This is a genomic window from Pantoea sp. CS_6 (assembly GCF_041954745.1).
In the GTDB taxonomy this organism is placed as follows: Bacteria; Pseudomonadota; Gammaproteobacteria; order Enterobacterales; family Enterobacteriaceae; genus Pantoea; species Pantoea stewartii.
In genome coordinates, this window is sequence record NZ_JAVAYG010000015.1 from 36,042 (window position 1) to 47,964 (window position 11,923).

At 52.9% G+C, this 11,923-nt stretch carries 11 protein-coding genes; 2 read left to right on the plus strand and 9 right to left on the minus strand.

The window, feature by feature from the left end; all coding sequences use genetic code 11:
- Positions 1-112 precede the first annotated feature (112 nt).
- Positions 113-433 carry a hypothetical protein gene (locus tag RAC90_RS19020; protein WP_033740957.1) on the plus strand — a complete coding sequence of 107 codons (321 nt, stop codon included), beginning with the start codon at positions 113-115 and terminating at the stop codon, positions 431-433.
- Here the strand turns inward: RAC90_RS19020 and yejF are convergent.
- The 9 genes from yejF to yeiP all read right to left on the minus strand — a co-directional run bounded on the left by yejF (position 420) and on the right by yeiP (position 11,240).
- Positions 420-2,024: a microcin C ABC transporter ATP-binding protein YejF gene (yejF, locus tag RAC90_RS19025; protein WP_375124654.1), complete on the minus strand. Its 1,605-nt coding sequence runs from the start codon at positions 2,022-2,024 to the stop codon at positions 420-422. The genes RAC90_RS19020 and yejF overlap by 14 nt on opposite strands.
- Positions 2,025-3,047 (minus strand): ABC transporter permease, encoded by a 1,023-nt coding sequence (locus tag RAC90_RS19030; RefSeq protein WP_039338172.1) that lies wholly within the window; start codon positions 3,045-3,047, stop codon positions 2,025-2,027.
- A complete protein-coding gene (locus RAC90_RS19035; protein WP_006119967.1) occupies positions 3,047-4,141 on the minus strand; it encodes a microcin C ABC transporter permease YejB in 1,095 nt (364 codons plus the stop codon). The genes RAC90_RS19030 and RAC90_RS19035 overlap by 1 nt, the downstream gene beginning before the upstream one ends.
- Before the next feature lie 9 nt (positions 4,142-4,150).
- A complete protein-coding gene (locus RAC90_RS19040) occupies positions 4,151-5,959 on the minus strand; it encodes an extracellular solute-binding protein (protein WP_375124655.1) in 1,809 nt (602 codons plus the stop codon).
- Between the two features lie 41 nt (positions 5,960-6,000).
- Complete coding sequence (locus tag RAC90_RS19045; protein ID WP_375124656.1) at positions 6,001-7,578, minus strand: cyclic di-GMP phosphodiesterase; 1,578 nt, start codon at positions 7,576-7,578, stop codon at positions 6,001-6,003.
- Positions 7,579-7,785: 207 nt separating this feature from the next.
- Positions 7,786-8,352 (minus strand): bifunctional murein DD-endopeptidase/murein LD-carboxypeptidase, encoded by a 567-nt coding sequence (mepS, locus tag RAC90_RS19050; RefSeq protein WP_006119961.1) that lies wholly within the window; start codon positions 8,350-8,352, stop codon positions 7,786-7,788.
- 509 nt (positions 8,353-8,861) lie between these two features.
- Entirely contained in the window at positions 8,862-9,569 is a 708-nt protein-coding gene (locus RAC90_RS19055) for a phosphatase PAP2 family protein (protein ID WP_375124657.1), read from the minus strand.
- 42 nt (positions 9,570-9,611) lie between these two features.
- Positions 9,612-10,589, minus strand: a complete 978-nt coding sequence (locus RAC90_RS19060) for a CobW family GTP-binding protein (protein ID WP_375124658.1) — start codon at positions 10,587-10,589, stop codon at positions 9,612-9,614.
- A gap of 78 nt (positions 10,590-10,667) precedes the next feature.
- On the minus strand, positions 10,668-11,240 hold the full coding sequence (gene yeiP / locus RAC90_RS19065; protein ID WP_006119958.1) for an elongation factor P-like protein YeiP: 573 nt from the start codon (positions 11,238-11,240) through the stop codon (positions 10,668-10,670).
- A gap of 271 nt (positions 11,241-11,511) precedes the next feature.
- On the opposite strand from yeiP, the gene RAC90_RS19070 reads away from it, so the two are divergent.
- A complete protein-coding gene (locus RAC90_RS19070) occupies positions 11,512-11,766 on the plus strand; it encodes a YkgJ family cysteine cluster protein (RefSeq protein ID WP_072193592.1) in 255 nt (84 codons plus the stop codon).
- Positions 11,767-11,923: the final 157 nt, after the last annotated feature.

Here is an 11,923-nt window from a genome sequence, read left to right on the forward strand (position 1 = left end):
CAAAATGAGATTCAACTCGCAATTTGGCAGATAACGCGCATGACAGGTTCGGCGCGCGATGCTGATACCGTTGGTGGTGAATTGGCTGCATTCTCTGGAGATACTGATCACTATGTTGCAACTTTCGGTGGTGCATCGTTTACCCCAGCGGTTTCGCTGGTTGAGCGATCGTCATAGCGTGATTGAGACTGACGATACGGATTCAGAAGAGCACGATGTTATCGCGCTTCGTCTGATAAGCCATGATGGCGTGCCCGCCTGGGAGATTTTGCATGAACTGAAAGACATGCTGACCGCCATTCAGGTCGATGGCAAAATTGCCGAGTGCGAAGGGCAACCCTGTCTTTTTATCCGCCGTTGTGATGAAAGCGCCACTAACTGCTGTCTGAAAAACCAGGGCGTTGCGATTGCGGAGACCTTTATTGGTCGCTGAGCGCCACTGACCTGAGCAGCTCGCGAGTATAGGCTTGCTGTGGGGCGGCGAATAACGTTTCACAGTCACCTTGTTCCACCACCTCTCCCTGTCGCAGGACGATCAGCTGATGGCAGAGCGAGCGAACCACTTCCAGATCGTGGCTGATAAACACATAGCTGAGCTGACGTTGCTGTTGCAGTCCACGCAGCAGATCCAGAATCTGTTTTTGGACCGAGCGATCCAGCGATGATGTGGGTTCATCCAGCAACAGCAGTTCAGGCTCCAGAATCAGTGCGCGTGCAATAGCGATTCGCTGCCGCTGTCCGCCCGAAAACTCTGCCGGATAACGATGGCGGCTCTCCGTGTCCAGCCCGACTTCTGCCATCACCGCGATAACCCGCTCTTCCTGCTGTGCCGCACTCAACTGCGGAAAATGCACCGCCAGCCCTTCGGCGATAATTTGCAGGACGGTCATGCGCGGATTAAGCGCAGAGTCAGGATCCTGAAACACTACCTGAATACGGCGGCGAAGCGGCAACAGCTGTTTACGTGACAGTTGATGCAGCGGTTGATGATCAAACCAGACTTCGCCCTGAGCGGCTATCAGTCGCAGCAGGGCCAGCCCGGTGGTGCTTTTCCCCGAACCGGATTCGCCCACCAGCCCCAGGCTTTCCCCGCGTTTCAGGCGAAAACTGATCGAGTTGACGGCAATCTTTTCGCCCGTTTTACGCTTAAACAGCCCCTGATGCAGGGGGAAAGTGACGCGCAAATGCGCCACGTTCAGCATCACAGGAGATTCGGCCGCGAGCGGCACGGCGCGGCCTTCCGGGTTGGCCGCAAGGAGTTGCTGAGTGTAAGCGTGCTCCGGCTGACGAAGCAGAACCGCGCTGCGGTTGTGCTCCACCACCTGACCGGCGCGCATGACGCTCACGTTATCCGCCAGCTGACGAACGATGTTCAGGTTATGCGTAATAAACAGCATCCCCATATTCAGTTCCTGTTGCAGTTCACGCAGCAGGGTAAGGATTTGCGCCTGTACCGTGACATCCAGTGCGGTCGTCGGTTCATCGGCAATCAACAGCTTCGGTTGGGTGAGCAGCGCCATGGCGATCATGACGCGCTGGCGTTCACCGCCGGAGAGCTGGTGCGGAAAATCATTGAGTCGCGAGGCGGGCTGGCGAATACCGACGCGATCCAGACAGCGAATAATCTCTGCCCGTGCCGCTTCCCGCCGCAGCCCGCGATGCAAAGACAGAACTTCGTACAGCTGTTTTTCGATGCTGTGCAGCGGATTGAGAGAAACCATGGGTTCCTGAAAAATCATCGCCATTTGATTGCCACGCAGTCCGCGAAGGTGCTGCTCTGATGCCGTTAACAGGTTCTCACCGGCGAACAGAATCTCTCCCTGCGGATAGACGACGGCGGCCTCATGCAGGAGCCGCATGACTGACAGGGCCGTGACGCTTTTACCCGAGCCGGATTCGCCTACCAGCGCCAGCGTTTCTCCCGCCTCAACGCACAGTGAAACATCCTTCACGACCTGATGCAGCTGTTTGCCCTGACGAAAGGCGATGGAAAGGTGATTAACGGCAAGCAGCGGCGCGTCCATTCAGACTCCTTTACTGGGATCGAAGGCGTCGCGTACGGCTTCACCAATGAAAATCAGCAGCGACAGCAGTATCGCTAGCGTAAAAAAACCAGATAAACCCAGCCACGGTGCCTGCAAATTATTTTTTCCCTGCAGCAGCAATTCACCCAGCGAAGGCGAACCGATGGGCAAGCCAAAACCTAGAAAATCGAGGGACGTCAGCGTGGTAATCGAACCGCACAGAATAAAAGGCAGAAAGGTCAGCGTAGCGACCATCGCATTCGGCAGCATATGCCGCAGCATGATGCGTGCGTCGTTGACGCCCAGCGCCTGCGCCGCGCGAATATAGTCAAAGTTGCGGGTACGCAAAAATTCGGCTCGGACCACGCTGACCAGGCTCATCCAGCCAAACAGCACGGTCACCAGCAGCAGCCACCAGAAGCTGGGCTGAACCACGCTGGACAGCAGAATCAGTAAAAACAGCGAAGGCATACCGGACCAGACTTCTGTAAGTCGTTGTCCTATCAGATCTGTTCTGCCGCCAAAGTAGCCCTGTATTGCGCCAATGACGATACCGATGACGCTGGAAAACAGCGTAAGCAGCAGACCGAACAGAAGCGAAATACGCAGACCGTACAGCAACCGCGCCAGCACGTCGCCACCGTTGGCGTCAGTACCCAGCCAGTTTTGTCGCGAGGGAGGTGAAGGGAAAGGCACCTGTGACGCAAAATTGAGGGTATTGGCTCCAAAGCGAATGGGTGCCCAGAGCGCCCAACCCGCTTTTTCCAGCCGCTGTTGCAGCCAGGGATCCTGATAATCGGCTGCCGTCGCAAAGTCGCCGCCGAAGTCAGTTTCGCTGTAGTTAAAAAACAGGGGCGCGTACCAGCGGTGCTGATAGTGCACCAGCAGCGGCTTGTCGTTGGCAACCAGCTCGGCACACAGGGAAAGAACAAAGATAAACAGAAAAATCCACAGCGACCAGTAGCCGCGTCGATGATGCCGGAAGCGCTGCCAGCGTTGCTGGTTTAAACGCGAAATCTGCATTATCGCCTCTCAAAATCGATACGAGGATCAACCAGCGTGTAGGTCAAATCACTCAGGATATTCATCAGCAACCCAATCAGGGTGAAAATATACAGGGTACCAAACATCACCGGATAATCCCGCTGGACGGTGGCATCAAATCCCAGCAGACCTAAACCATTCAGCGAGAACATCACCTCAATCAGGACCGAGCTGGTAAAAAACATACTGATAAAGGTGGCGGGGAAGCTGGCTATCACCAGCAGCATCGCATTGCGGAACACGTGGTGGTACAGGATACGGCGCTCGGAAACCCCCTTAGCCCGGGCGGTGACGACGTAATGTTTGCGAATCTCATCAAGAAACGCATTTTTGGTCAGCATGGTTAAAGTAGCAAAACCGCCAATGACCGTAGCCAGCACCGGAAGCGCAATATGCCAGAGATAATCCCCCACCTTGCCATACCAGGGCAGGGTGGCAAACTGCGGCGAGGTCAGCCCGCGCAGGGGAAACCAGTCGAAATAGCTGCCGCCGGCAAACAGGACTATCAGCATAATACCGAACAGAAAAGCAGGCACCGAGTAGCCAATGATGATGAACGTGCTGCTCCAGATATCAAACGGGCTACCATTCCGCACGGCCTTTTTTATCCCTAACGGAATCGACACCAGATAGATAATCAGTGTGCTCCACAGGCCGAGGCTGATGGATACCGGTAAACTCTCTTTAATCAGTTGCAACACAGACGCACTGCGAAACAGGCTGTCACCAAAGTCAAAGCGCAGGTAGTTCCACAGCATCGAAAGATAGCGCTGCCCGATGGGTTTGTCGAAACCGTAACGCTTTTCAATTTCGGCGATCACTTCCGGGTCCAGACCACGTGCGCCGCGATACTGATTATCGCCAGGCGTTGAGCGGTTCAGGCCGGCCCGCGTTCCGCTGCTGTCAGCGCCGCCTGCGCCGGGCATGCCGCTGGTCTGGCCAAACTGAATGTTCGCCAGCGCCTGATCAACCGGGCCGCCGGGCGCGATCTGCACAATGAAAAAGTTGAGTGTGATAATGGCCCACAAGGTCGGAATGATCAGTAACAGTCTGCGAAAAAAGTACATTGCCACAGGATGTCCTCAGCGTCGGTTAGCGGGCAGGCGGCCGGCTTTACTGACGTCATACCACCAGTTATCCAGTCCCGTACTGTAATCAGGTTTCCTCGCAGGATGGGAAAATTTATTCCAAAAGGCAAGGCGCTGGTCGGCGCTGTACCACATCGGGATCATGTACGCATTCCACAGCAAAATGCGGTCCAGCGCCTGCCCCAGTGGCAGCAAGGCGTCGGCATCACCCTGATGGTCGACAATCGCTTTAACGAAGTGATCAACGACGGGATCCTGAACCCTGGCGCTGTTCCACGAGGACTGAATATAGTCCGACTGCCAGCTAGCCTGCAGGTTACGTGAGGGCGTTGGCATCGCGAGATACACCGTGCTGACCATATCATAGTCGCCGCTGCGCAGGCGACGCAGATACTGAGAGCTGTCAATCTGACGCAGCGTTAAGGTGATCCCCAGGCGGGAGAGGTTATGCTGGTAGGGAAGGGCCCATTCGCTGTTGGTGCCACCGGGCAACAGCAGCTCTGCCGTAAAGGGTTTTCCGCTCTTATCGTTCACCAGGCGTTGGTTTTTAACATGCCAGCCAGCCTGGTTCAGCAGGGACATGGTTTTAAGCAGGTTCGTGCGATCGTAACCGCTGCCATGGGTTGTCGGGGGTGCCCAGGCGTCGGTAAAGATGTCCGGCGGTAACTGCGCACGGAAAGGGGTGAGTAGCCGTTGCTGTGCGGCATCAGGTTGGCCCTTTGCAGCATAGTTTGTATTCTGGAAATAGCTGCTGGTACGTTTATAAGCATGATAGAACAGCGTTTTATTCATCCATTCAAAATCAAAGGCCAGCGCCATCGCCTGGCGTACCCGTCGATCCTGAAACAGGGGTTTTTGATTATTGAGCGCCAGCCAGCGCGTATCAATTGACGCGGTATTGGGCATAGATTCTTTCACAATCTGCTGATCGTCAAAGTGACGACCACGGTACTGCGTTGCCCATTTTTTCGCGGACGTCTCTTCTCGCAGGTCGAAAGCGCCGGCCTTAAACGCCTCAAACGCCACGTTGTCATCCAGGTAATAGTCGTAACGCATGACGTCAAAATTAAAGCGACCGCGGTTGACTGGCAAATCAGCTGCCCAGTAGTCCTTCACGCGACTGTACTCAATAAACTGGCCCAGCTTCCAGCGGCTGATGCGGTAAGGTCCGCTCGACAGAGGAGGCTGACTGAGCGGTTCGTTAAACTTTTTATTCTGCCAGAAGGTATGTGATATCACCGGCAGCGATAGTAAGCTCAGCATCAAATCTTTGTCGGGTGCCGGTAACGTAATACGCACCGTCAGACGGTTAACCGCCTCCATCGTCACGCCGCGATAATAGAGACGAAACTGGGGCACGCCTTCGGTCATGAATGTGTGAAACGTAAACGCGACATCCTCAGCGGTAATGGCAGAGCCATCGTGAAATCGCGCACGCGGGTTGAGGGTGATCTCCATCCAGCGAAAATCAGCGGGATGACGGGCGGATTCGGCAATCAGCGGATAGTAACTGCCGGGTTCATCATCCGACGTGGTAAATAAGCTGTCATACAGTGTGCCGGTGCCCGCCGCCGGATTGCCGCGCGATGCGTAGCGGTTGAAATTGTCGTAGGTGCCGGGCACAGCCTGAACCATTTTGCCGCCCTTCGGCGCGTCAGGGTTCACATAGTCGTAATGATGAAAGTCCACGGCATACTTCGGCGTGCCCAACTGAGCAAATGTGTAACTGACCTGCACCGGGCTGGCGTGCAGCGGGCTGGTCAACCAGCAGCACAGCAGCAAAACAACATAGCGGAACGGCATAAAGAGGGCGGTCTCCTGTACGTTTTGACGCCGCAGCGGTGTTACAGGCTGATGGACTGGCTGGTCTGGCGCAGAAAGAACGCCTTGACCTGTTCGGGCGGTAGCGGGCGGCTAAACAGATAGCCCTGCAAATGTGTCACGCCACGGTTGATCAGCCAGCTTGCCTGCTCATCCGTCTCAACGCCTTCCGCCACGCTCATCAGATTCAGTTTCTTTGACAGCTGTAAGACTGTATCCAGTACGGGCGAGGTAATCGTTTCGGTGCCAATACTTTGAACAAACCCACGGTCAATCTTCAGATAATCAAACGCATACTTTTCAAGATAGATTAATGCACTGTGCCCGGTACCGAAATCATCTACCGCAATTTTAATTCCGCGCTGATGAAGCCAGTTAAACAGTGCGGCCGCGTTACTGTTTTCCACCACAGCACGTTCAGTAATCTCAAAAACGTACTGAAAGTGATCGTGCGGCATGCTGTCTTGCCAGTACAGCACATCATCGCGAAAGCTGCAGGCACCCAGATGCAGCGGCGAAATATTCAGACTGATGCAGGTTCCTTTCGGCAGCGTGTGGCGCAGTAGATGTGCATCACGTGCAACCAGCTCAAAAAGGTGCCGGGTCAGGGGAATGATTTGGTTTTGCGCTTCGGCATAACTGATAAAAATGTCGGGTGAGATTGCTTCGCCTGAAGGGTGCGTCCAGCGAAGCAGCGCCTCAATGCCGTACGATTGCCTGTCTGCTGCTGTGATGATGGGCTGATATTCAACATGAAACTCGCCACGTCGAATGCCCATCGTGATTTCTTTACCGGGACGGCGCACCCGGGACAGTAACACCCAGCTCATCCCGCTGACAATTAACGCAAACAACAGGCTAATCAGCATGATCGTTTGGTAGTCGCTCGCCGATAAGGTTGAACCATAAAGTGCAAACTGAAACGGCAATCCGTCCATTGGCGTCTGCATAAGGGGTGAGGGGATCAGGTGATTCCGCACCAGCGTGGGCTGCCAGCTTGTCAGGGCAGTATTATGCGCAAGTAACGCGATACCGGTAATTTCGGGGTGAGATGATGCTTTGAGTTGATAAGGTGACAGGCTGACATTCAGCGTGACAAACAGGCCTGACTGCTGGGTACCGGGTTGTTTGATCCAGATCGCCAGCGCCGGTTTTGTTGGCTGCATTGGCGTTCCGGGCAGTAAACGAATATCCCGTTCACGTGTAGGATCGGTGCGCGGTGAGAGCGCGCTGAGCGGCTGAGAGAAACTGCCCGTCGCCGAGGAGCAAAAGGCATTACCGTCTTTAACCAGGATAATGGCGCGTATGTCACCCGCAAAGGCTGCACGCGCGGTTAATTCGTGATTAACGATGTAGCATTCAGACTTAACCAAGGGAAGCAGCGGAATGAGGGTATCTGAAATAAGGGCGTTCACGCTGTGCTGAAAATCGGTGCTGCTGTCGATGAGCAACTGCTTGTGTTGTTGCTTGCGATGGTGCTGGGTCTGAATAAGCAAAACAGACGTTAACAACAAGAAAAACAAACTACCAACAATCGCGCTCTTCCACGCGATGCGACGAGGATAAGTTGCCTGGCGTATCAGCGCCCGCGACAATGGCATGAAGTGCTTCCCCTGATCAAAATACAAAACTAAATGATGCACAATCGCACACATTTTCGCGTTTGAGAATATAACGAGTCAGTTAGTAATGTCTCGTTATTATTTTGATAAACAAGTATTTTTTACGTTGATTCGCTGGATTCAGAAAAAAAAACGCTGCATAGGCAGCGTTCTTTTTTCTCTGGCTGAGAGGACGTTCGTTCTACACTAGCTCGGATTTCGACTTAATACCCGACGTGCTTCGCGATAACGTTTTTTCCAGTAATCTTCATTAAGGCTGGAGATCATCACGCCGTTGCTGGTCGAGGCATGAACAAAGTTGTCGTTGCCAAGATAGATACCAACATGACGGCCGGTGGAACCTGCACGGAAGAGGACTAAGTCACCCGGGCGCAGTCTGCTGCGTGCGATTTCTTTCCCTGTTCCCTGCTGTTCGGAGGTCGAACGAGGAAGATCTAATCCAAATTGTTCACGAAAAGTACGCTGTACGAAAGCGGAACAATCAATGCCGCGTTTAGTATCACCGCCAAGACGGTAACGTACACCTTTCCAGCTCGCGTATTGATCCATGATGCGTGTCTTAACATCGACATTACGCACCATCTCTTCGAACTCATCCTGAGACGCTTGAAGTAAAAAACCATTCTGGTTGTTAACTTCATGATTCTCGATTTTTGCGTTATGGGTACTGCTACAAGCTGAGAGGAGTGTTGCCAGCGCCAGAGCGGGCGCTATCCGCCAGATATATCTCAGTATTGGTTGAGACTTGACCATTATTCGGGTTTTCCTTCGAAGTCCTTACGACAAGATTGTCGCCAGCCAGATGACAAAACGGAATGAGATTAATAAGCCAGCCAGAACAAGACAACGCTTTAATTATAAAAATGTGTAAATCACCACAATTTATCTGTTAAAGAATGCTTAATACCGCGACTTCTTTCTCACTGCGACCGAGATTAACCGATTCCCGAGGCCGTGGCGAGTGCTTTTAATCAAATTCTGATAGGTTTTTTTGATACTTATCAAACTTAAATGACTTGTTCACTTTATCAACAGGAATGCAAGTGTAATAACAGGATGAAAGGGGAAAACAGACGCTAATTCCAGGCATAGTGCGGGTTACGGGGAGGGCGGCGGCGCGGCTGGCTTTCATCAGACAGGATAAATCCAGTAATATCATCGGCTTCAGCGTGATTTTTTGTTAGCGTGCTAATTGTTACTTTAAGTTTTTTATAAGTAAGGGCGGTTTAAAATTTAATCATTAACCCGCCCTCGCTAATTAATTACCCTTGGGGTTTATTTTTGCCCGGTAATTTGTGATAAAACCAATTAACCAGATAATCACTTGCCGGTGTTAATAACCACCAGCTCAATCCCACCAGAACAACAGAAAGCGAACCCACCGTAATATCCGTAAACCAGTGCGCACCAGCCATCACGCGCGGCAAAGCGAATAAAACGACAATAACCACGCCGACTAAAAACGGGCGAAAGCCAAAATAACGCCACATAAATGCCGCAAAGATCATCAGCATCATGCCATGATCGCCGGGAAAACTGTCCTTTGACGCATCTTTAGCGGAAATGCCGGTCAGCTCACTGACACGATGCACGCCGTCAAAAAACAGCGTCGGGCTGGCGTGTTTGACCGGCAACAGATGGCCGGCCTGATTCAGAACGACCGCAGTCACAAGCATGGTAATGCCAATGGCCAGCATACGACGTCGACCGGTGGGCGTTTCGCGGTACCACAGCCACAGATAGAGCAAGCCCATTGCCAGCAAGGACACGGCATCAAAGCCGCGAAAATTAGTGATGGCAACCAGCAGAGCAAACGCCGGGTGAGCAACCATCTCATTATTGAAGGCGAAAAAAATCCCTTTATCAATTTCAAACCAAAACCCGTGATGAGGCGGTAAGTACCAAGAAAAAAACAGCATCATCCCCAGTGCATTAAGCAGGAGGATGGTGACAAGACGTGTTGCGTGCATAAATCTGCCCCAGTAAAAAAATAACCGCCGACCATAACCATGTCAGCTTAAACGAATCTTCAACAAGGCGGATTGTAAACTATTCCAGTCGGCAGGTGCGGAATGAATCATCTCAACACGGCTGTCTGGCGACGTTGTGTCCAGCAATTCATAATGAAAATCCTCCCCCTGACGATTGATACTGACTGAGCCTTCCTTTATGCGCAGGAAGCCTTTGACCCGATCTACAGGGGCAAGCCTCGCCCATTCAAGCAGAGGCTGAGCGTCAAACACCGTTTCATTGTCAAAAAGCCAGCCGCAGGCGACATAATCCTGGCCCTGATTGAGCGCCCGACGCCACGCGCTCTGACCGTCAAGACGCATTGCCGCAATACCACTGCCCGGGGGCGTTGAATGAGAGTGATGTGCAGGATGCGGAATGTCACGCGGCGCACCTCGCGGTTTGTCCAGTAAGGCTGGAGGGATACGGCCAAATTCCGTAGCCACAAACGGGCGATCGGCCTGATGCGCTTCCCGCCATTGTGCCAGGCGCTGCTTATCATGGTCACTCCAGCGATCGCGTTTATTGCCAATGATGATGTCGGCGGCGAGGAGTTGATCGCGAAAGTTTTCATTATTGAGGATACGTGGGTCGGCAAGCTGGCGCGCATCCAGCAGCGTCAGTGTCGCCTGAAGCGTGAGCCAGGGCTCATAGGCAGGCGAGGTCAGCATGGTCAGGAGCTGGCGGGGATGGCCGAGTCCAGTGGGTTCGATTAATAAACGGTCGGGTTTAGTCTGCTTTAACAGCCTGTTCAACCCAATTTGCATGGGCAGTCCGTTAACGCAACACATACAGCCGCCGGGAATCTCTTTTAGCGTGGCGCCGCGGTTGGCAAGTAATGCGCCATCAATACCAATCTCACCGAATTCATTGACCAGTACAGCCCAGTTTTCCCCGGCGGGCTTATGCGCTAACAGGTGAAGCAACGTAGTGGTCTTTCCACTGCCTAAAAATCCGGTAAGGAGGTTAACACGTGTCATGCCTGAGGCTCCTGCAAAGCATTATGCGAATATTGTTATAGTATAACAATATTCGCCTGCCGCACGCGCCAGTCTGGATCAGTCGGCGCGTCCCATATAGCGGCGCTCTGCCACATGGATGCGAATGCGCTCACCGTTACTGAGATATTCGGGCACCTGTACGACCAGGCCTGTACTCATCCCGGCAGGCTTTGTGCGTGCGCTGGCCGACGCGCCTTTAATTCCGGGCGAGGTGTCCACAATTTCCATGTCAACCGTCTGAGGCAGTTCAAGCGCCAGCACCTGTCCGTCCATGGTGAGCACCTGGATACCGGGAATGCCCCCTTCAGGGATAAACAGCAGTTCTTCTTCTATTTGCTCTTTTTTGAAGGCGTAAGGCGTGTAATCTTCATCGTCCATGAAGACGTATTCATCACCATCAATATAAGAGAAGGTGACGCTGCGGCGGCTTAGCGAAATGGCATCAATAATTTCATCGCCTTTGAAGCGTTCTTCTACTTTCATGCCGGTGCGCACATCGGTAAAGCGCATTTTATACAGCGTTGCCGCGCCCCGGGCGCTTGGGCTCTGGACATCAATGTCTTTCACCAGCAGCAGTTTGCCGTTATGGGTGACGGCCATTCCTTTTTTGATTTCGTTCGCTTTTGGCATTGCGGTTCTCGCTGTCAAAGTGATAGTGCGCGCAACGTTACTCGCGCGGACGTGAACAGGCAAGACAGCGCGAAAAATTTTGTGCCTGATGGCGACTAACAGGATAAAGCCATCTCAGTATACATCATGGATCATGACGTCATTGGCGTTGCAAAGGCGACATCACAGCATGCCCGGCGATCGGCGCCTGGCCTGTTTCTCTGTAAAGGTGATGTCAGGGTAAGGCACGTTCTGTTATCGTGCGCGCTTTAGCGGTTCGGGGAGGTAAAAGATGGAATGTCGTACAGACTGTGGCGCATGTTGTATTGCCCCGAGTATTTCCTCGCCCATTCCGGGAATGCCACTGGGCAAACCCGCCAATACCCGGTGCGTTCAACTTGCGGATAATAACCTCTGTAAAATTTTTGGCTCGCCTCTGCGTCCGAAAGTGTGTGCCGGACTGCAGCCATCGGTTGAGATGTGCGGTAGTAACCGTCATTATGCGATGGATTATCTGATTCATCTTGAGCAAAGCACCGCACCTTAGTCTCTACAGATGATCATCCACGTTTATGGCGTTATAACCCGGAAAGTTTGTTGTCCCCGGTTACACAGTGGCCGCCTGAATTCATAAACGCACTCCACGTCCATAAACTTAATGGTTCTGGCAGTAACCCCACTATTTTCCCGTCCGGTAAACACCG

Coding starts and splice junctions, on each gene's coding strand:
- RAC90_RS19020 (WP_033740957.1), top strand. CDS start 113: ATGTTGCAACTTTCGGTGGTGCATCGTTTACCCCAGCGGTTTCGCTGG.
- yejF (WP_375124654.1), bottom strand. CDS start 2,024: ATGGACGCGCCGCTGCTTGCCGTTAATCACCTTTCCATCGCCTTTCGT.
- RAC90_RS19030 (WP_039338172.1), bottom strand. CDS start 3,047: ATGCAGATTTCGCGTTTAAACCAGCAACGCTGGCAGCGCTTCCGGCAT.
- RAC90_RS19040 (WP_375124655.1), bottom strand. CDS start 5,959: ATGCCGTTCCGCTATGTTGTTTTGCTGCTGTGCTGCTGGTTGACCAGC.
- RAC90_RS19045 (WP_375124656.1), bottom strand. CDS start 7,578: ATGCCATTGTCGCGGGCGCTGATACGCCAGGCAACTTATCCTCGTCGC.
- mepS (WP_006119961.1), bottom strand. CDS start 8,352: ATGGTCAAGTCTCAACCAATACTGAGATATATCTGGCGGATAGCGCCC.
- RAC90_RS19055 (WP_375124657.1), bottom strand. CDS start 9,569: ATGCACGCAACACGTCTTGTCACCATCCTCCTGCTTAATGCACTGGGG.
- RAC90_RS19060 (WP_375124658.1), bottom strand. CDS start 10,589: ATGACACGTGTTAACCTCCTTACCGGATTTTTAGGCAGTGGAAAGACC.
- yeiP (WP_006119958.1), bottom strand. CDS start 11,240: ATGCCAAAAGCGAACGAAATCAAAAAAGGAATGGCCGTCACCCATAAC.
- RAC90_RS19070 (WP_072193592.1), top strand. CDS start 11,512: ATGGAATGTCGTACAGACTGTGGCGCATGTTGTATTGCCCCGAGTATT.